At 67.6% G+C, this 19,068-nt stretch carries 17 protein-coding genes; 5 read left to right on the top strand and 12 right to left on the bottom strand.

What is annotated here, in order from left to right; genetic code table 11:
• Positions 1-15 precede the first annotated feature (15 nt).
• Together LG380_RS02025 and LG380_RS02020 are read left to right on the top strand one after the other, a co-directional pair.
• Positions 16-2,112, top strand: a complete 2,097-nt coding sequence (locus LG380_RS02025) for a M13-type metalloendopeptidase (protein ID WP_225763371.1) — start codon at positions 16-18, stop codon at positions 2,110-2,112.
• 186 nt (positions 2,113-2,298) lie between these two features.
• Entirely contained in the window at positions 2,299-4,302 is a 2,004-nt protein-coding gene (locus tag LG380_RS02020; RefSeq protein WP_225763370.1) for a M13 family metallopeptidase, read from the top strand.
• Between the two features lie 77 nt (positions 4,303-4,379).
• On the opposite strand, the gene LG380_RS02015 is transcribed toward LG380_RS02020, so the two are convergent.
• From LG380_RS02015 to LG380_RS01990, 6 genes are all read right to left on the bottom strand, one after another.
• Positions 4,380-5,024 (bottom strand): rhomboid family intramembrane serine protease, encoded by a 645-nt coding sequence (locus tag LG380_RS02015; protein ID WP_225763369.1) that lies wholly within the window; start codon positions 5,022-5,024, stop codon positions 4,380-4,382.
• A gap of 41 nt (positions 5,025-5,065) precedes the next feature.
• Positions 5,066-5,383 carry an MGMT family protein gene (locus tag LG380_RS02010; protein ID WP_225766416.1) on the bottom strand — a complete coding sequence of 106 codons (318 nt, stop codon included), beginning with the start codon at positions 5,381-5,383 and terminating at the stop codon, positions 5,066-5,068.
• A 121-nt stretch (positions 5,384-5,504) separates the two neighbouring features.
• A complete protein-coding gene (gene gorA / locus LG380_RS02005; protein WP_225763368.1) occupies positions 5,505-6,869 on the bottom strand; it encodes a glutathione-disulfide reductase in 1,365 nt (454 codons plus the stop codon).
• Positions 6,866-8,113: an FAD-dependent oxidoreductase gene (locus LG380_RS02000; protein WP_225763367.1), complete on the bottom strand. Its 1,248-nt coding sequence runs from the start codon at positions 8,111-8,113 to the stop codon at positions 6,866-6,868. The genes gorA and LG380_RS02000 overlap by 4 nt, the downstream gene beginning before the upstream one ends.
• Positions 8,114-8,122: 9 nt before the next feature.
• Positions 8,123-9,337, bottom strand: a complete 1,215-nt coding sequence (locus LG380_RS01995) for a DUF418 domain-containing protein (RefSeq protein ID WP_225763366.1) — start codon at positions 9,335-9,337, stop codon at positions 8,123-8,125.
• Between the two features lie 109 nt (positions 9,338-9,446).
• Positions 9,447-9,926: a peptidylprolyl isomerase gene (locus LG380_RS01990; RefSeq protein ID WP_225763365.1), complete on the bottom strand. Its 480-nt coding sequence runs from the start codon at positions 9,924-9,926 to the stop codon at positions 9,447-9,449.
• 110 nt (positions 9,927-10,036) lie between these two features.
• Here LG380_RS01990 and LG380_RS01985 point away from each other — a divergent pair, with 110 nt between their 5' ends.
• The 3 genes from LG380_RS01985 to LG380_RS01975 all read left to right on the top strand — a co-directional run bounded on the left by LG380_RS01985 (position 10,037) and on the right by LG380_RS01975 (position 13,062).
• On the top strand, positions 10,037-10,573 hold the full coding sequence (locus LG380_RS01985) for a C40 family peptidase (RefSeq protein WP_225763364.1): 537 nt from the start codon (positions 10,037-10,039) through the stop codon (positions 10,571-10,573).
• Between the two features lie 124 nt (positions 10,574-10,697).
• Complete coding sequence (locus LG380_RS01980; RefSeq protein WP_225766415.1) at positions 10,698-11,429, top strand: C40 family peptidase; 732 nt, start codon at positions 10,698-10,700, stop codon at positions 11,427-11,429.
• A 304-nt stretch (positions 11,430-11,733) separates the two neighbouring features.
• A complete protein-coding gene (locus tag LG380_RS01975; RefSeq protein ID WP_225763363.1) occupies positions 11,734-13,062 on the top strand; it encodes a sigma-54 dependent transcriptional regulator in 1,329 nt (442 codons plus the stop codon).
• Between the two features lie 22 nt (positions 13,063-13,084).
• On the opposite strand, the gene LG380_RS01970 is transcribed toward LG380_RS01975, so the two are convergent.
• The 6 genes from LG380_RS01970 to LG380_RS01945 form a co-directional block, all read right to left on the bottom strand.
• Positions 13,085-14,362: a transporter gene (locus LG380_RS01970; protein ID WP_225763362.1), complete on the bottom strand. Its 1,278-nt coding sequence runs from the start codon at positions 14,360-14,362 to the stop codon at positions 13,085-13,087.
• A gap of 36 nt (positions 14,363-14,398) precedes the next feature.
• The gene (locus LG380_RS01965) at positions 14,399-15,166 is read right to left on the bottom strand and encodes a hypothetical protein (protein ID WP_225763361.1); all 768 of its coding nucleotides are present in this window, start codon (positions 15,164-15,166) and stop codon (positions 14,399-14,401) included.
• A 10-nt stretch (positions 15,167-15,176) separates the two neighbouring features.
• Positions 15,177-15,881 carry a C39 family peptidase gene (locus LG380_RS01960; RefSeq protein ID WP_225766414.1) on the bottom strand — a complete coding sequence of 235 codons (705 nt, stop codon included), beginning with the start codon at positions 15,879-15,881 and terminating at the stop codon, positions 15,177-15,179.
• A 136-nt stretch (positions 15,882-16,017) separates the two neighbouring features.
• Entirely contained in the window at positions 16,018-17,517 is a 1,500-nt protein-coding gene (locus LG380_RS01955) for an adhesin (RefSeq protein ID WP_225766413.1), read from the bottom strand.
• A gap of 226 nt (positions 17,518-17,743) precedes the next feature.
• Positions 17,744-18,376 carry a hypothetical protein gene (locus tag LG380_RS01950; RefSeq protein WP_225763360.1) on the bottom strand — a complete coding sequence of 211 codons (633 nt, stop codon included), beginning with the start codon at positions 18,374-18,376 and terminating at the stop codon, positions 17,744-17,746.
• A 5-nt stretch (positions 18,377-18,381) separates the two neighbouring features.
• Complete coding sequence (locus tag LG380_RS01945; RefSeq protein ID WP_225763359.1) at positions 18,382-18,909, bottom strand: hypothetical protein; 528 nt, start codon at positions 18,907-18,909, stop codon at positions 18,382-18,384.
• Between the last annotated feature and the right edge of the window lie 159 nt (positions 18,910-19,068).

Genomic DNA, 19,068 nt, shown 5'->3' with positions numbered 1-19,068 from the left:
TGGAGGCCACCTGAAATGATCCGCAAACCCCAGATTCTCCTGCTGACCATGGCCATCGGTGCCGCGCTGGTCGGCTGCAAGAAGGACGAGACCGCGAGCGCGGACGTCGCCACCCAGGCCCCGGCCGAAGCCAATGCGCTGAGCCTGGACGAGAGCAAGCTGCCGGCCTACAACGCCTTCCACGTCTCGGACCTGGATCCGAACATCGACGCATGCACCGACTTCGGCGGCCACGTCAACAGCAAGTGGCTGGCGGCCAATGAAATCCCGGGCGACCGTACCAGTTGGGGCGCCTTCACCATCCTCGACGAGCGCTCGGTTGCCGTGCAGCACCAGCTGGTCGAGCAGGTCGCGAAGATCGAGAACGCCACCGGTATCGAGAAGATCGTTGGTGACCTGTGGGCCACCGGCATGGACGAGGCCAAGGTCAACGCCCAGGGCCTGGAGCCGCTGAAGGCCGACCTTGCCGCGATCGACGGCCTGCAGGACAAGGACGCCATCGCCGACTACCTGCGCACCAGCGCGGCCAAGGGCGAAGGCTTCGTGTTCGGCTTCGGCCCGGAAGCGGACTTCAAGAACTCCTCCATGAACATGGCCTACGCCATGCAGGGCGGCCTGGGCCTGCCGGACAAGACCTACTACTTCGACGCCGACAAGGCCGACAAGCTCAAGGCCTACCAGGCGCACGTGGCCAAGGTGCTGGAGCTGTCCGGGGTGGCTGCCGACGAGGCTGGCAAGCAGGCGGCCGAGGTCGTCAAGTTCGAGACCCGCCTGGCCAAGGCTTCCAAGTCCAGCGTCGAGCTGTCGCGTGACGTCTCGCTGTACTACAACCCGGTAACCCCGGCCGAGGCCGACAAGCTGACCCCGAACTTCAGCTGGACCCGCTTCTTCGAGGCCCAGGGCATCGTTGCGCCGGACAAGTTCTCGCTGGCCATGCCGTCCTTCCACCAGGAAGTGAGCAAGGCCCTGGCCGACACCGATCCGTCGGTGTGGCGCGCCTACCTGCGCTTCCACACCGTTGATTCGGCCTCGCCGTACCTGGCCGATGCCTTCGTCGAGGAGAACTACAACTTCTACGGCAAGACCCTCAACGGCCAGAAGGAAATCAAGCCGCGCTGGAAGCGCGTGCTCGGCACCATCGAGGGCGGCGCCGGCGAGGCGTTCGGCCAGCTGTACGTCAAGGTCGCCTTCTCGCCCGAAGCCAAGGCCAAGATGGAAGTGCTGGTGGACAACCTCAGCGCCGCGCTGAAGAACCGCATCCAGAACCTGGCGTGGATGAGCGACGAGACCAAGGAAAAGGCGCTGGCCAAGCTGGCTACCTTCACCCCGAAGATCGGTTACCCGGACAAGTGGCGTGACTTCAGCGGCCTGACCACCAGCCGCGACAGCTACCTGGGCAACGTGCGCGCCGCCAACGAGTTCAACTACAAGTTCGCGCTGTCCAAGATCGGCAAGCCGGTGGACAAGACCGAGTGGGGCATGACCCCGCAGACGGTCAACGCCTACTACAACCCGCTGGCCAACGAGATCGTGTTCCCGGCCGCGATCCTGCAGCCGCCGTTCTTCGACCCGAACGCCGACGACGCCCTGAACTACGGCGGCATCGGCGCGGTGATCGGCCACGAGATGACCCACGGCTTCGACGACCAGGGCAGCCGCTTCGGCCCCTCGGGCAACTTCGAGAACTGGTGGAGCGAAGCGGACGCCAAGGGCTTCAGCGGGCTGACCGGCAAGCTGGTCAACCAGTTCAACCAGTACAAGGTCGGCGAGCAGAACGTGAACGGCCAGCTGACCCTGGGCGAGAACATTGCCGACCTGGGCGGCCTGGCTACCGCGTACGACGCCTACAAGATGGCCACCGAAGGCAAGGAAGTCCCGGCAATCGACGGCATGAGTGGCGACCAGCGCTTCTTTGCCAACTGGGCCACCGTGTGGCGTACCAAGTACACCCCCGAGAACGCCAAGGTCCGCCTGGCCACCGATCCGCACGCCCCGGCGCAGTTCCGCGCAATGGGTGCGCCGTCGAACCTGCCGGCTTTCGCCGCGGCGTTCCAGTGCAAGGCGGGTACTCCGATGGTCCGTGAGGGTGAACAGCAGGTCGTGATCTGGTAAGCCAGTCACTGCCGATGTGATCCAAGGCAAGGCCCGGCATGTCCGGGCCTTGCTGTTTTCCGGTATTGGCAGCAAGGCCGCACGCGTCGCGATGCCCGGCGCATGGGCCCTCACGCGGGCTCAACGCCTGCACAAATGGTGCTTGTTAAACTCCGCCGACTTTAATCCCCGGTGGATTTGCGACACATGCCCAACCTACGTCCCCTTTCCCTCGCGCTGGGCTTTGGCCTGGCGGTGCTGGCCACTCCCCACGCCGACGCGGCAACGAAGAAGAAAGCGGCCGCCCCGGCGGTGAGTCCGGCCTGCAGCAACTTCCATGACGTCGCCAACGCTGCCTGGCTCAAGGCCAATCCGGTGCCGCAGACCGGCGCGGTGACCGCGCTGGGCCAGCTGGCCGAGCGCACCCGCCTGCAGCAGCGCCAGTTGCTGGACTCGGCCATGGCCAGCCCGCAGGGCAACGTGCAGAAGCTGCTGGGCGACTTCTGGGCCAGCGGCCTGGACGAGGCGGCGGTGGAAGCCGATGGCTCCAACCCCATCGCCCCGCTGCTCTCGCGCATCAACGCGATCCGGAAGGCCAAGGACGTGCCGGCCTCGATCGCGGCACTGCACCAGGTCGGCATCCCGGTGGCGTTCAACTTCAGCCCCGACGTGGACCTGAAGGCGCTGGACCGCCACATCGGCTACTTCACCCAGGGTGGGCTGGGCCTGCCCGACCCGGCCTTCTACACCCGCACCGACGCCGGCACCGTCGCGCTGATGGGCCACTACCGCAACTATGTAAAGCAGATCCTGGCGCTGACCGGCACTGCCGCCAGCAAGCTCGATGCCGAGTCGGCCGCGGTGATCGCACTGGAAACCCAGATCGCCCGCCAGGCGCAGCCGCTGGTGGGCATCAACAACCCCTTCAACAACTACGCCCCGCTGCCGACCAAGGAACTGACCGGCCGCTACAAGAATCTGCAGCTGGACGCCTTCCTCAAGGCCCAGGGCGTCAATGACGACCTGGTGTCGCTGGCCAACCCGGCCCTGTTCCAGGCGCTGGACGGCATGGTCACCAAGGTCAAGCCCGATGACTGGAAGGCCTACCTGCGCTGGCGCGTGGGTGATGCGATGGCCCCGTACCTGTCCAAGGCCTACCGCGATGCCGAGTTCGAGTTCCGCGGCCGCCTGCTGCGCGGACAGGCCCTCGCCCCGGCGCGCTGGGAACAGGTGCTGGATGCGATCAATGTCGCGGCTGGCCCGATGCTGGGACGTGAGTACACCGCCACCCACCTGACCGCGGCCGACCGCCGCCAGGCCGAGGCCATCACCGACAAGGTGCGCCAGGCCCAGATCGATGCGGTCAGGCGCAGCAGCTGGCTGGGTGCGGAGGCCAAGGCCGAGGCCGAAGCCAAGCTGGCGGCACTGAAGATCGAAGTGGGTGCGCCCAGGCGTGACCTCGACTACAGCGTGCAGCCGATGGGCCGCGGCAGCTTCGGCGGCAACATGCTGATCGCCTCGACCTGGCGCCACCGCGAGGAAATGAAGCGCATCGGCAAGGGCAATGCCGACCGTCGCTGGGACGTGCTGCCACAGCAGCCGGCGGTGGCCTACGACCTGGCGCAGAACCGCCTGATCGTCACCGCCGCCGCACTGCAGCCACCGATCTTCACCGGCACTGCCAGCACCGCGCAGAAGTACGGCTCCTTCGGTGCACTGGTCGCCCACGAGATCACCCGCGCCATCGATGCCAAGGGCGCGCAGGTCGATGCCCGTGGCGAACTGCGCAACTGGTGGAGTGACGCCGACCGCGCCGCATGGACCCAGCTTGGCAACCGCATCGTCGGCCAGTACGCCGCCTACGATTTCCCCGGCGTCAAGGGTGCCAAGGTCAACGGCGCGCTGACCCGCGAGGAGAACCTGGCCGACCTGGCCGGTGTCGAGATCGCATGGGAGGCGTACGCCGCCGCCGAGCCGGCGGCCAAGCCGGCCGATCGCCAGGGCTTCTTCAATGCCTGGGCCGGTCTGTGGGCGCAGCAGCTCTCGGCCAACGAGGCGGTGCAGCGCCTGGCCTCGGACATCCACGCGCCGGGCATCTGGCGCACCAACGGCCCGCTCGCCAACCTCCCGGGCTTCGCCGCCAGCTTCAGCTGCAAGCCGGGCCAGCCGATGCAGCGCACCGACGCCGAGCAGATCAAGGTCTGGCGCTGACGCCGGATCCTGGCGGCAACGAAAAAGGCGCGGAGTTCCGCGCCTTTTTCATGTCCGGGCCATGACGCCCGGCGGGATCACTTCACCCGTCGCAGGTGGTTGGGACGGCGGCCACCGGGACGGTTGAACGGCGGCTGCCCGCGCCAGTAGCGGATCAGCAGCCAGCCGAACAGCATGCCGCCCAGGTGGGCGAAATGGGCCACGCCCGGCTGCCAGCCGGTCATGCCCAGCACCAGTTCCATCACGCCGAACACGATGACGAAGGTGCGCGCCTTCATCGGAATCGGCGGGAACATCAGCATCACCCGCTGGTTGGGGAACAGCATGCCGTAGGCCATCAGCAGGCCGAACACGCCGCCGGACGCGCCCAGCACCGGCGCGCCACCGCCCATCATCGCCGCCACCAGCAACTGGCACAGGCCGGCACCGCCGACGCAGACCAGGTAGTAGGTCAGGAAACGCTTCTCGCCCCAGGTCTGTTCCAGCGCCGCGCCGAACATGAAGAGCGCGAGCATGTTGAAGAACAGGTGGCCGAAGCTGCCATGCAGGAACCCGTAGGTCAGCAGCTGCCACGGCTGGAACTGGCTGAAGCCATAGCTGTCGATCGGCCACAGCATGAAGGGCGCGAGCGTGTTGCCGAGCAGGAACGGCTGCTGCAGCACGAACAGCACGATGTTGGCGATCAGCAGCGTCTTGGTGACGGTAGGCAGTCGGGGGAACATGGGGGCATCCATTGGAACTGCGCCCATGATAGCCGCAGCGCCTAGCCCGGCCCCCACACGGCGGCATCGAGGTCGCGCGGCGGCGCCGGCTTCTTCACCCGGCCGTTCTCGACCACCACGCCCTCGGCGCGCAGCCGCTGTGTTTGCTCGTGCCAGCCGGAGGAGCCTTCCGGCAACGCGATGCGGCCATCACTGCGCAGCACGCGGTGCCACGGCAGTTGCGGTTCATCGTTGTTGGCGAGCAGGCGCGCGACCAGCCGCGCGCGTCCGGGCAGTCCGGCGCGCGCTGCGACCTCGCCATAGCCCAGCACCTGCCCATGCGGGATCGCGTTGATGGCGGCCAGGATCCGCTCGCGCATCGTCGCCGGATCGACCGGCGCAGCCCTGGTCTGATGATTGCGGGAGGCAGTGGCTCGTTTCATGGCGGCAGATGCGGGCGGGGCGCGCAGCATAGCCAGTCATCGCCGCGCTGCGCTGCGCTCAGCGCATCAACACCATTTCCTCGGCCGAGGTCGGGTGGATCGCCACCGTCTCGTCGAGCTGTCGCTTGGTCACGCCCATCTTCAGCGCCACCGCAAAGCCCTGCAGTATCTCGTCGGCACCTTCGCCGAGCAGGTGTATGCCCACTACCCGCTCATCCTCGCCGGCGCAGACCAGCTTGAACACGCTGCGCTGGTTGCTGTCGGCCAGCGCCTGCAGCATCGGCCGGAAGCGGCTGTGGTAGACGCTCACCTGTTCATGGGCCTTGCGCGCGTCCTCCTCGCTCATGCCCACCTGGCCCAGCGGCGGATGCGAGAACACTACGCTGGGCACGTTGTCGAAATCCATCTTCGCCCCTTCCCTGCCGCCAAACAGGCGATCGGCCAGGTGGCGACCGGTGGCGACCGCCACCGGGGTCAGGCCGACCTTGCCGGCGACATCGCCCACGGCATGCACGCTGGGCACGGCCGTAGTCTGGAATCCGTCCACCACCACCTCGTCCTTGTCACCGATTTCGATGCCCAGCGCCTCCAGCCCCAGCCCGGCACTGTTCGGCCGACGGCCGGTAGCAAGGAACACCTCGTCATAGATGCCGTCGCCCGGTGCGTCGTGGCCGTAGGCCCGGATCGTGTCGCCGTCGCGACGCAGTTCGCGCAGGCGGTAACCGAAATGCACCTTTACGCCCTGCTGGCGCAGGTGCTCGACCAGCAGGCTGGCCAGCTCGGCATCGAAGCGCTCGAGCAGGCGCTTACCGCGCACCAGCAGGCTGACCTGGCTGCCCAGCGCCTGCAGCAGGCAGGCCAGTTCGACGGCGATATAGCCGCCGCCGACCACGGCCACCCGTGCGGGCGCTTCACGCAACGCGAAAAAATCATCCGAGACCCGGGCCAGCCCAGCGCCCGGGAATTCCGGCCGAAGCGGGTGCGCCCCGGTGGCAATGACGATATGCGCCGCGCTCATGCGCACGCCATCGCTGCACTCCACGGTATGTGCATCGACCAGGGTGCCTTTGCTTGGCACGCGCACCACGCCCCGCTCGTCCAGGCGCTTGAGGTAGCTGCGATGGATGCCGGTGATGTAGCGCTGGCGATGCACCACCAGTTCCGGCCACGACAGCGCCGGACGTGCCGGCACGTCGAAGCCCATGCCCGCGGCCAGCGTGATCCGGTGCGCCATCTCCGCGGCCAGCCACATCGCCTTCTTCGGCACGCAGCCCAGGTTGACGCAGGTGCCGCCCAGCTCGTCCGGCTCCAGCAGCGCAACGCGGGCACCGTGCTCGCTGGCGCGGATCGCGGTGGCCAGGCCACCGGAACCGCCACCCAGCACGACCAGGTCGTAGTCGAAGCCCTGGCCTGCGCTGCTCACTGGAAACGCTCCAGCCGGTACGGCGCCGGATCGATCGCAGGCGCCTGCCCGGTAATGAGGTCGGCCATCATCTGTCCCGTTCCACAACTCATGCTGATCCCGAGCATGCCATGGCCTGCCGCGATCCAGACGTGAGGATGCAGTGGCGAACGGCCCAGCACCGGCATGTCGTCCCAGGTCATCGGCCGCCAGCCATACCAGCGTTCCTGCACCCCGCCCGGCGGCTGCTGCAGGTACTGCGCGGCCGCCAGCTCCAGCGCCGCGAGGCGGCCCTCGTTGAGGCGCGCGTCCTGGCCGGAGAACTCCATCGTCCCGCCCAGCCGCATCGCACCGTCCCAGGCAATGGCGAACACCGAGCGGTCCTTCAGCACCACCGGGCGCGAGGGCACCAGCGACGGACGCGCGTAGGTGATCGAGTAACCCTTGCCGGCCTGGATCGGCACGCGCAGTCCGAGCTTGTCGGCCAGCTGCGGCGACCATGGCCCGGCGGCCAGCAGCAGTTCGCGCCCACGGAAGCGGCCGCGATCGGTTTCCACGCTGGCCCCGTCCGCATCGGCGTGCAGGCCCCGCACCTGGCAATGCTCCTCGATGACCACGCCGCGGGCGCGCAGGACGCGCGCCAGTTCGGCGGTGTAGCGGTCCGGGCGCAGGCGCGCATCACCCGGGAAGCGGATCGCGCCAACCACGCCCGGCCGGAATGCCGGTTCCTGCCGTTCGTAATCGCGGCCGCTGATGATCCCGGTGGGAATGTCCAGCTGCGCCAGCGCCTCGCACTCGGCGGCATGCAGCTCGAAGTTGCGCTGCTCGCGGAACACGTAATCCAGGCCCTCCTCGCCAAATTCGCAGTCCAGCTGGTAACGCCGTACCCAGTCGGCCAGGCGCTGGCGCGAATCATTGAGCAGCGCCGCCCGGCCGCGCGTGCTATGCAGCCAGTCGCGCCGGTTGCAGCGCGCGGCGAAGTGGGCAAGCCAGTCCCATAGCTGCGGATCCAGCCGCGGCGGGATGTACAGCGGTGCCTGCGGTGACAGCGTCCAGCGCAATGCGCGCAGCAGCACACCCGGGCCGGCCAGCGGTGGCGCGTGGCTGGGCGTGATGGTGCCGCAGTTGCCATGCGAGGTGCCGCCGCCCACCCGCCCGGCATCGAGCAAGCGCACGCTGCGACCAGCCTCGGACAGCGCCAGTGCCGTCGCCAGGCCCACCGCACCGGCACCGATGATCAGGACGTCGTCGTGGGGGGAGTTCACCGCCACAGTCTATGCCGCCGCCAGCTCCCGTCGGCGCAATGGCGGCCAGCGTCCGTAGGTTGCCGCGCGCCACAGCCACTCCAGCGGGCCGAACTGGAAATGGCGCAGCCAGATCGTGCTCAGCCACACCTGCAGCGCGAACAGCGCCAGCGCGAACACCAGCTGCCATGCCCGGCCCAGCTGTTCGTAGCCGCCCAGGCCATAGCCATAGAAGACAAAGGTGCACACCAACGACTGCATGACGTAGTTGGTCAGTGCCATGCGCCCGGCCGGCGCCAGCCAGCCCAGGCAGCCGCGCCACCGCACCACCCAACCCAGGTAACCCAGCGACATCACCGCGCCGGCCACCGCTCCCACGGCCGCGGCGATGCCCATGCGGGTGTCGAAGGTCCCGGGCTCCTGCCACGGCTGCCACCAGGCAACCCACAGCATCACCGCCAGCCCCAGCGGCAGTGCGATCCAGCGCAGGCCGGCATGGAGGCGCGGATGCGCGGCCGGGTCGGCAATCGCCCCGCTGTGCACGAACCACGCACCCAACAGGAACATGCCGAACACCTCCGGACCGACGACCGGCAATCCGCCCAGCGCGGCCCCGAATTCACGCAGGCGCAGGCCGACGGCCTGCGTCCAGCTGCCATGTCCATAGATCTGGCGCTGCGCCTCGATGCCGTCCTGCACCCTGGCCAGCATCTCCGCCTTGCCACCGTCGCCCATCAGTCCCATGGCCGCGAACACCACCACCAGCAGCACTACTGCCGCCAGGTAACAGGCCGTGCCCAACGCCGGCAACCAGCTGCGGGGCGCCTCGCGGAAGGCCGGCAGCATCAGTGCCAGCAGCGCGTAGCTGACCAGGATGTCGCCCGACCAGACCAGCGATACATGCAGCAGGCCGATGAGCAGCAGGGTCAGGCTGCGGCGCAGGTACATCGGGGTGAACGCCTGCCCCGCCGCCTCGGCGCGCTGCGACATCACGGCAAAGCCCATGCCGAACAGCAGCGAGAACAGGGTGAAGAACTTGCCCTGCACCAGTACGAACACCAGCGCGTCGGCCCAGCGATCCAGGCCCTGCCACTGCGGATTGATCCCCTGCGCCAGCTCGAAAGGACCCACGAAGGTCTCGATGTTCATCAGCAGGATGCCGAACAGGGCAAAGCCCCGAAGCACGTCCAGCGTGGTGATGCGCTGCGCGGCTGCCAGCGGCTGCAATGGGAGGGAGTGGCTCACGGCGACGGGATCTGTGGGAAGCGGCGATTAGAGCACGCCGCCGGGCGGCGGCCGGAAACGAAAACGGCCCGACGAATCGGGCCGTTCCTGGCACTGGGGCCGGGGCGTATCAGTGGTGGTGGCCACCGTCGCCGTGCACGTGGCCGTGCTGGATTTCTTCCTCGCTGGCCTCGCGGACTTCGACGATTTCAACGTCGAAGTGCAGGTCCTTGCCGGCCATCGGGTGGTTCAGGTCGACGTCGACCACGCTCATGCCGATCTTCTGCACGGTCACCGCGCGCGGGCCGAAGTTGGTCTGCAGGATCACCTGGCTGCCCACCTGCAGGCGGGTGTTGCCGAAGTGCTTCTTCGGCACGCGCTGGGTCAGGCCCTCGCGACGCTCGCCGTAGGCTTCGGCCGCGGTCACGTCCACGCCGAAGCTCTCGCCGGCGGCCTTGTCCATCATGGCGTTTTCCAGGCCCGGGATGATGTTGCCGTGGCCGATCAGGATCGCCAGCGGCTCACGATCCTTCGAGCTCTCGATCGGCTCCTGGCCGACTTCGGAAACGGTGTAGTGGAAACGGACGACGCGGTCTTTTTCGATCTTCATTGGAAACTCTGTGCTGGGGCTGCCCGACGGCAGACGGTAGGACGGCTTGTCGGCCGCCGGGTACGCCGCCATCATGGCGACCTTCCGAGGTCGCGCATTATCCCGGCTACATGCATATCACGCCAGTTGTCCCCCCCTTGCGCCCGCGCCTGCTGGCCGCGGCGGCCGTGATCCTGGTGCTGGCTGGCTGCGGCGGCCCGGCACCCTCGGTGAAATCCACGCCCCCGCCGGCCAGCGGCCACTGGCCCGCCGTTACCCCTGCCGATCCCGCCGCGGCCAATGCCGTGCTGATGCGCGCGCTGGGGCTGGTCGGCACCCCCTATCGCTATGGCGGCAACACCCCCGACTCGGGATTCGACTGCAGCGGACTGGTCAATTACGTCTACCGGGACATGCTCGACCTGCGCCTGCCGCGCAGCTCCAGCGAACTGGCGGCCATGCAGGGTCCCCGGCTCGCCCCCGGCAAGCTGGCCACGGGCGACCTGGTGTTCTTCGGCAGCCGTGGCCAGGTCTGGCATGTCGGCATTTATGTAGGTGAGGGCCGGTTCGTCCATGCCCCCAGCACCGGCGGAACGGTCCGCCTGGACCATCTGGACGGGCCCTACTGGCGGGACCATTACAGCGGTGCACGGCGGGTATTGCATTGACTGGGACAATCGTCACAATAGGCGTAACGAATATTTAACGAAATTTGTACCCTTTCACAGCGCGTCCACGGCATCATCGCCCATCGCTTCTTTTTGTGACCGCCGCGTGACGACTGACGACCTGATGTGTAAAGGCCAGACAGCCGCTCCCTTGCGAGCCGCCCACCGCTTCTTCCTCCTCCTGGCCCTTGGCGTTTCTGCGCCCCTGATGGCCCAGGAGGCGCCCGCCGACCCCGCGACCGCTGCCCCGGCAGCCGAAGTCGCAAAGCCCGCCGCCAGGGCCGAGGCGCCGCGCAGCAAGGCCGATGCCGCTGCCACCGCCACCCTGGCCGCCCTGCTGCCGCACCTGGCAGCCAACGACACCATTCCGCTGATGGACCGCTCGGCGATGTTCGCCGGCGACCTCAGCCGCCTGCTGGCCAACTACGACGTCTCCCAGGGCAAGGTGGCCACCACCGGTGCGGGCAACGACGGCAAGGTCCAGAGCGTCCTGCGCCGCGCCATGACCCTGATCGGCACCCCGTACCGTTGGGGCGGCAACTCGCCGGACGGCGGTTTCGACTGCAGCGGACTGGTCGGCTATGTGTTCCGCACCGCGCTGGGCATCGAACTGCCGCGCGTGTCGCGCGAGATGGCGGTCAAGGCCGACGCCGAACTGATCAAGGACCGTGCCGCCCTGGCCGCTGGTGACCTGGTGTTCTTCGGCCGCAAGGGCCGCGTCGACCACGTCGGCATCTATGTCGGCGATGGCCAGTTCCTGCATGCGCCGAGCAGTGGCAAGGACGTGCGCACCGACTCGCTGCTCAGCGGCTACTGGGGCGGCAAGTTCATGCAGGCCCGCCGTCTGGATCTCTGACAGACAGCAGCGTGGATACAGAAGGCCGCGGCATCGACCGCGGCCTTTTTTGTTGCCCGCGAAAAGCCACGGACCACCTGTGACCCCTGAGTGACAGGCACGGCGCGCGCATCCACGCCGCGGCGGTGGCCGGTTCCTCCCGGGTGCCGCGTTCTCCCTTCTGCTCTCCGGAGCAAGGATTACCCGTACGGGCCGGCTTCCGTTGCCGGGGCCTCGTGCGGGGCTGAACCCGGCGTGGGGCGGCACGACCGGGATTCGTCTGGCTATTGCGCTCCGCCCGCGCATGACGGAGTGGTGCACGCGCATGGCAGCAATACCCGCGTTTCCGAAGCGTTGTGTCATCTGGTTTGGACGCCCGCAGGCCCATGAGCGCGCCCAGCTGGCCGCCGGAGGCTGGCAGATCCGGGAGGTCGCGGCAGGGGAACAACCCGGCATCGGCCTGCGCGGCGATGACCTGGTGGTCGGCCTGGTCGACCTGCGTGGGCGCAGTCCAGCCTGCCTGGACGCGATACAGGCATTGCTCGATGACCACCGGCACATGGCGCTGGTGGCGCTGAGCGACGCCCGCACCGACCGGGAGGATCCGCGCGTGCAGCGGCTGCTTGAGGCGTGCAGCGACCACGTGGATCCGCAGGCAGACCCGGGCGCCCTGGCGGAATGCCTGCAGCGGCTGGGCGGCGAGGAAATGCCGCATGCCGGCGGACTGCAGGGCCTGATCGGCCAGAGCCCGCCGATGCTGGCCATGCGTGCCTCGATCCGGAAGTTCGCCCCGGTCGACCTGCCTGTACTGATCACCGGCGAAACCGGCACCGGCAAGGAAGTCACCGCCCACGCGATCCACGAGCTTTCACCGCGTGCGGACCGCGCCTTCATCGCGATCAACTGCGGCGCCATCCCCTCCACCCTGGTCCAGTCCGAACTGTTCGGCCATGAACGCGGCGCGTTCACCGGTGCCAGTACGCGCCGGCTGGGCCTGTTCGAGACGGCCAATGGCGGCACCGTGTTCCTGGACGAGATCGGCGACCTGCCGCTGGACGTGCAGACCAACCTGCTGCGCGTGCTGCAGGAAGGCACGGTGGAGCGCATCGGCAGCAGCACCCCGGTGAAGGTGGACGTGCGCGTGCTGGCGGCCACCCACGTGGACCTGGAACAGGCCGTCGAGCAGGGCCGGTTCCGCCGCGACCTGTATTACCGGCTCAACGTGCTGCGCCTGCCGATGCCGGCACTGCGCGATCGCCCCGGCGACATCGCGCTGCTGGCGACCCATTTCCTGAAGACCTTCCGCGAACGCCACCGTACCCGCGCACGCGGATTCAGCCGGCCGGCGCTCGAGGCGATGGAAGCCTTCCCGTGGCCGGGCAACGTGCGCGAGCTGCTCAACCGCGTGCAGCGCGCGGCCATCCTCGCCGAAGGCGAGCTGATCAGCTGCGCGGACATGGAACTGGGAGACAGCGCGGCCTCGGCCGGCGTGCTGGACCTGGTGCGGATGCAGGCCGAACGCGATGCGCTGATCCACTGCCTGCAGCAGAGCCAGTACAACGTCAGCGCCTGCGCCCGGCGGATGCGGGTGTCGCGCGTCACGGTGTACCGGCTGTGCCGCAAGCACCGCGTGGAGCTCCAGCAGTTGCGCTGAAGCTTCCACGCGCTGGCGTGCGTCACAGGCTGTAGGGAAGCTTGAAGGCCAGGGTGAAGTCCGGAGCGTCCGGGGTCAGGCCGATGCCGAGCATGCTGACGAAGGTGGACTTGGAGGTCAGCGCATAGGTCACGCCCAGATTGAGCGTGCCGGCATTGGCGTCGCTGCCGATCACCTTCATCCACTGCCCGTTGCGGTAGCGCGTGGACGCACGCGCGCTGAGCTTGTCGCTGAAGGAAATGCTCAGGCTGGTGCGCTCGTTGAAGGCGAAGGCCACGCCGGCACCGAAATAGTAGGCATCACCCAGCCGCACGTCGCCCGGGTTGACGGTGTCGGGGTTGGAATCGATGTCGTCGAAGCTGCGCTCGAACGAGCGCACGTAGCCGACATTGGCGAACAGGATCGCCGGGTCCGCGGTCTTCACGAACGACAGGCCGACGTTGGCCTGCCACAGTCCGTTGCCGGTGGGCTGCTCGGCCGGCACGGCGAAACGGATGAAGTCATCGTCGTCCCGCTCCAGCACCCGCCAGTCCAGGCCGTAGGGTTCGCGACCGGTGGGCGCGGTGACGCCGACGGTCAGCACGGTTTCCGGCAGCCAGCGGTGCTCGGACAACAGCTTGTAGTTGGCGCTGACGGTGATGTCGCCCAGACCATGCCCGCTGGTCTCCTCCTGCGCGATGGCCGCGGCCGAGCCCCCTGCCCCGCCCTTCTGGTAGATCGTCTTGCGGGCGAGGTAGGGAACGTCGACGTTGAGCGTCAGCCGCGGATTGATTCCCCAGCGCGCGGCGAGGTTGTAGGTCAGCGAGTCGGACTCGACGTTCTCGATGGCGATGTTGCCCAGGAAGATCGCATCCAGCGCGAGGAAGCCATTGAGCGTCAGTTGCTTTCGGTCGTAGCGCGCGTAGTTGAGGCTGTTCTCGATGATCAGCTTGCGGTTGAACAGCGCCGCCTGCTGCTGCTTGACGTCGTCGACGCTGCGACGCGCGGCCTCCTTGGCCTCCTCGGCTTCGGCCGCGCTGCTGGCGTAGCCCTCGGCCGGAGGCGGCGGGGTTGCCGGTGTCTGTGGCGGCGGTGCAGCCGCCGCCGCGCGTCCGCTGATGCGCGCCTGCATCGCCTGGACCTGCATGTCCAGTTCGCGCAGCCGGCGCACCTCCTGCGCATAACTTGCCTTGAGCGCCTCAAGCTGGGCCATCAGCGCCTTCATCTCCGCCTCGCTGGTGCCGGCAGCCTGTTGCTGCGCCAGCACCTTGGACGATCCCAGAGACAGGCCCACCAGCGCCGCCATCGCCAGTACCTTCATTTGCGTGTTCCCTCGCATGGTTGTTGTTGCCGGGGCTCAGCCGCCAGGACCGCCCCCGATCCCGCGTCCCAGGGTGATGGCCTGGGAGACGTGCTGTGCCAGCGGCGTGTTCTCCGCCAGCGGACTGCGTACCAGGTCGATCTGCAGCCGGTTGCTGGCGCGCTGGCCATCGGCTGTCAGCTGGATGCTCTGGCCCACGCTGCCCGAGCGCATCCATTGCTGGACCGCCCCATGGCCGTCGATCTGCAGCAGCAGGTTGGCCGCGCTGCCGTCGAACCCCGCGCTGGCGCTGGCATTGCCCTGCCGCGCGACGGCGTCGCCGGCCACCACGCCGCTGCCCTGCGGCACCTCGCCGCCATCGCGGATGGTGAGCAGGGTGACGTTGCTGGCCGTGTTGCGATCCCCGGCGACCTGCACGCTCTGGGTCATGCCGGCGACGTTCTGAAGGCCACTGCCGTCCACGCTGCGGCCGCTGGTTTCCGGCATCGCGGCGTTGGCCTCGGTGATGTTGACGCTGGGGGTGAAGCTCACCTTCGGGGTGCCACCGCGGCTGAAGTCCATCCCCAGCGCCAGCGACCCCTGCAGGGTCTGCCCGGTCTGTGTCTGCCACTGCGACACCATGGTGACGCCGAACCAGGCCACCGCATTGCCACCCACGGTGTAACGGCCCCGCATCAGGTTGAGTTCGGGGTCGGGAATCTCGGTGACGCCCTTGCCCAGCCGTGCCTGCTCCTGCGCTGCCGCGGCGGGGATGGCCAGTGCCAGCGCAAGCGCCAGGCCACTGGAAGAAAGACGGATGTTCATGGTCACGCTCCTAGAACAGGTCGGCATGGGTGAAACCAAAATCGACCAGTTCGGCATCGCTGATGGGACCGCGCCCCTGGCGTGCGGCCAGCGCCCGTGCGCTGGGTCGTTCGCTGGGTTGCAGCAGGGCCGTGTTGCGGTCGAAGTCACTGCCGATGACGACGAATACCGCGCGCGACGGCCAGGCCTCGAGGAACTCGTTGAGCGGGACGACGCGGTTGCCGAGGATCGGATCACCCACCTCGACCATCTCGTCGCGGACCTGTTTGAGCACCACGAAGTGGCGGAAGCCGCGCACGTCCATCAGTACCAGCCCGGGGACCCGCAACGACCGCAGCCGCTCCTCGTTGATCCGGTAACCACGTCCGCGCATGCCCAGCGATTCGACGTAGCGCTTGATGTCCAGCAGGGAGAAGCCGCGCTGCTGGACCAGTACCGGGTCCGACACGCCCATCATCCCTTCGATCACCGTCGCCTCGTCCGCTTCCAGGTGGTAGGCGTAGCGAAGGATGGTGGCCAGCGCCGCGGCGCCACAGCTGTAATCGGTGTGCTGCCGGACCAGGTTTCGGAAGCGGCGCTCGCGCATGCTCTCCACGCTGTGGGTGAGCATTGCGCCGTTGGGCAGGACGGCACTGAAACGTACGTCGGCGGCCCTGGACGGAAACATCAGCAGCAACAGCAGGCACAGGTACAGCCACGGCACGGGGCGGATCATCGACACGGCGGCTCCATCGCAGGTTGGAGCCCCCGCCCCAGGGGGAGAGGGACGGGGGGCTCCGGGGACCCGGCCATTGGCGGATGACCGGGTTTGTTGCGCTTTTAACGCGTGGAATCCGGAATACCGGCCACGCTTACTCGCCGTTGCCGCCGCCACCGCCGCCGGTGGACGGCTGCGCCACGGCCAGGGCCAGGCTGTTGGCCTGCAGGTTGCCGGTGCCGGAGGCGACGTTGACGCCGATGTTGCCGGAGGCCGCCGAGAAGGCGCTGCCCGACAGGCTGGCAGTGTTGGTCGCATCGACCACCACGTACTGCACCTGGGTCACTTCGCCGCTCAGCTCTGCCAGCAGGTCGACGTTGCCCAGCTCCAGGACCAGGTCGCCTTCCTCGTCGGTATCCCACGCCATGCCGCCCACGCCCGGACGGTACGGATTGGCGACGGCACCCTGCGCTTCGTTGTCCCAGTCGTCATGACCGATACGGTCGCCATTCGGATGGTTGTTGCCGTTGTCGTAGGTGTCCGGATAGAAGTTGGACTGCTGGTAGGAGTTGCCACGGCCGCTGTAGCTACCCACGACCTGGCCACCCTCGCCACCCAGGCTGCCGCTGACGGTGCCGGACAGGGCCACGTCGATGGTGCTGGTGCGCTCTTCCTCGTAACCGGCGTTGGACACCGTGTTACCCGAGGAGATCTGGTTGGAGCTTATGCTCGAGGTGGCATAGGCGCTGGTGGCCACCGAGGCGGTCAGCGCGTTCTTCTGCGCGTTGTTGTTGCCCGAGGCAATGTTCACGCCGATGTTGCCGGTGGCCCCACTGAACGCGTTGCCACCCAGGCTGGCGGCATTGGTCACGCCGCTGTTGATGGTCTCGTTCTGCGCGCCGACCTGGTTGACGAAGACCTCGGCGTCGGCCATGCCGAAGCTGAAGGACGCGTCTGCAGCCGACAGGGCCGCGGCGTTGTCCTGGGCATTGTTGTCACCGGCGGCGACGTTGAAGCCCATGTTGCCCGACGCGGTGGAGCCGACGTCATCGGCAATCGAGGCGTCATTGCTCAGCAGGCTGTTGTCGCCGCTGTTGCCGGTGATGGTCTGGCGGTTGTCGACGATTGCAATCGCGGCCGAATCCAGATCGATGGAACCGGTGATTTCCGGGTCGCCCGAGAAGTTGATGTCCGAGGTCAGCGACAGATCCTTCTTCAGCGATACCGCGACCTGGTGCTCGTTGCCTTCCTTGCGGATGTCCGAGTTCACCACTTCGGTACGCTCGATGTTCTCGTAGACCTCGTTGCTCCAGGTGCCGGTATACGACTCGGAGACCTCGGTGTTGCTGACGGCGTTGTACGAACCGTCATACGACTCGGTCACCTCGGTGTTGCTGATGTCCTCGCTGTAGTTGCCGTCGAAGTTGATGTTCGCTTCGGCATTCAGCAGCAGGTTCGCCTCGGCGTTGAGCAACAGGTTCGCTTCGGCGTTGAGCGCGGTGTTGACGTCGTTGACCGTGGTGTTGGTCTCGGTGTTGGTCAGCTCGTTGGTCGTGGTGTTGGTATTGGTAGTGGTATTGGTCGTATCGTTGATCGTGGTGTTGGTCGTGGTGTCGTCCAGCACCGTGGTATTGGTGGTGGTGTCGTCCAGCACGACGGTATTGGTGGTGTAGTTGCGGGTGTCATCAATGGTGATGTCCCAGTCCTCCACCACGATGTGGTTGTGGTTGATGTCGATGCTTTCGTTGGGGTCGTCCTGGGCGAAAGCGGCGGGGCTGGCGGCGACGGCGGCCACGGCCATGGCAATTGCGGTCTTCCTGATGTTCGCGTTCATGTTGCCCTCTCTGGAATCACTATCGGGTGGTTGAAGTGACGCTTTCTCACGGGACGGTCTGCACGGAAATGCTCAGCTGGTTGTCCGTGGCGTTGCCTGATCCCGCGATCTGATTGAGTTGCAGCACACCTTCGAAACCACGCAGGGCGGAGGCTTCAACGCCTACCCTGCGGGTTCCCGGCGGGACTGGCCCGCCGGCATCCTGCCCCCCTGCCGACGCGATGGAACCGAAGGAGGCCAAGGCCGCTTCGTCCGTTTCGCGTATGCCCTGTTGGGCCAGCGTGGCAGTGACGAGGTTCGTCTCTGCGTTGCCACTGCCGCTGGCCTGGTTGATGGAGGCTATGCCGCTCGCGCCGACCAATGCATTGCCGCCGATCGTGGCGCTCGCATGCATCGGAAGGTCGTAGCGGTCGCCCCGCGTGTCCTGCCTGGCGCTGGCCTGCGCCGAGGCGGCCCCACCTGCTGCCATCGCGTGCAGGTTGGCCTGTTTGTTGAGGTCGCCGGCGGCCATGTTCACCGCTATGCGGCCCTCGGCCCCGGACAGCGCACGCCCATCGATGCGGCTGTCGACAAGGTAGCCGAGCATGGCGGCGTACTCGTCCCCACCGGCATGGGCGGCCCCGGCGCAGGCGATTGCCAGCGCCAGGCCTCCAAGCAGATGTGCAGCACGCCGGACCATGGCCGTCAGTTCCCCGGACCGCCAGCGGCAGGGGCACCTTGCAGCGGGAATTGCGCCAGTGCGCCACGCACCTGGTCGCCAATGCCACGCGTGGCTCCTCCCACCGCCCCCATCGGGCCGCCGATCATCCGGCCGAGCTGTCCGCCGGAGAGCACGCCGTTGGCGCCGGTCACTCGCCCGAGGGTGCCGTTCACCGCACTGCCGGTGACCTGTTCGACCACGGTCTGCTGCGACGCCTGCGGCGCGCCCGCCAGGCCCGAGCCCATCGCGGCATAGTCCGCGTCGCTCAGCTCGTCCATCCCGCCAGTTCCCAGTGCCGAAGCGACCTCGCGGGTCGGCGTGGGATCGGCGATCAGCGCGATTCCCGGCGGCGCCGGACGGTAGGCATGGCGGGCGGAGACATCGCGCAGAAGGACCATCTCGCCGGGGCGGGGATGCACGCCCTGGCGGGCGCCTGACGCAAAGGCGGACGGGATGGTGGCGGTGGCCAGCAATCCCAGCAGCAGGAGCGGATGGTGGTGCCTGCGATCCATTGCGGTGTTCCCGATGACAATGCCCGGGGTACATCGCAGCAACCGTGCCAACTATTTTTCTTTAACTAAAACAGCAACTTGCAGCACAGCAACGCAAGCCGGACGGACTGGTCCTGTAACAGGCAAAGCGCCCGTATAGCCGCCACGGACTGCCGGACA

It is taken from the genome of Stenotrophomonas sp. Marseille-Q4652 (assembly GCF_916618915.1).
In the GTDB taxonomy this organism is placed as follows: Bacteria; Pseudomonadota; Gammaproteobacteria; order Xanthomonadales; family Xanthomonadaceae; genus Stenotrophomonas.
Note: the sequence above shows the minus strand (reverse complement) of the source record. Positions and strands in the feature narration are given on the sequence as shown.

Coding starts and splice junctions, on each gene's coding strand:
- LG380_RS02025 (WP_225763371.1), top strand. CDS start 16: ATGATCCGCAAACCCCAGATTCTCCTGCTGACCATGGCCATCGGTGCC.
- LG380_RS02020 (WP_225763370.1), top strand. CDS start 2,299: ATGCCCAACCTACGTCCCCTTTCCCTCGCGCTGGGCTTTGGCCTGGCG.
- LG380_RS02015 (WP_225763369.1), bottom strand. CDS start 5,024: ATGTTCCCCCGACTGCCTACCGTCACCAAGACGCTGCTGATCGCCAAC.
- LG380_RS02010 (WP_225766416.1), bottom strand. CDS start 5,383: ATGCGCGAGCGGATCCTGGCCGCCATCAACGCGATCCCGCATGGGCAG.
- LG380_RS01990 (WP_225763365.1), bottom strand. CDS start 9,926: ATGAAGATCGAAAAAGACCGCGTCGTCCGTTTCCACTACACCGTTTCC.
- LG380_RS01985 (WP_225763364.1), top strand. CDS start 10,037: ATGCATATCACGCCAGTTGTCCCCCCCTTGCGCCCGCGCCTGCTGGCC.
- LG380_RS01980 (WP_225766415.1), top strand. CDS start 10,698: ATGTGTAAAGGCCAGACAGCCGCTCCCTTGCGAGCCGCCCACCGCTTC.
- LG380_RS01975 (WP_225763363.1), top strand. CDS start 11,734: ATGGCAGCAATACCCGCGTTTCCGAAGCGTTGTGTCATCTGGTTTGGA.
- LG380_RS01970 (WP_225763362.1), bottom strand. CDS start 14,362: ATGAAGGTACTGGCGATGGCGGCGCTGGTGGGCCTGTCTCTGGGATCG.
- LG380_RS01965 (WP_225763361.1), bottom strand. CDS start 15,166: ATGAACATCCGTCTTTCTTCCAGTGGCCTGGCGCTTGCGCTGGCACTG.
- LG380_RS01960 (WP_225766414.1), bottom strand. CDS start 15,881: ATGATCCGCCCCGTGCCGTGGCTGTACCTGTGCCTGCTGTTGCTGCTG.
- LG380_RS01950 (WP_225763360.1), bottom strand. CDS start 18,376: ATGGTCCGGCGTGCTGCACATCTGCTTGGAGGCCTGGCGCTGGCAATC.
- LG380_RS01945 (WP_225763359.1), bottom strand. CDS start 18,909: ATGGATCGCAGGCACCACCATCCGCTCCTGCTGCTGGGATTGCTGGCC.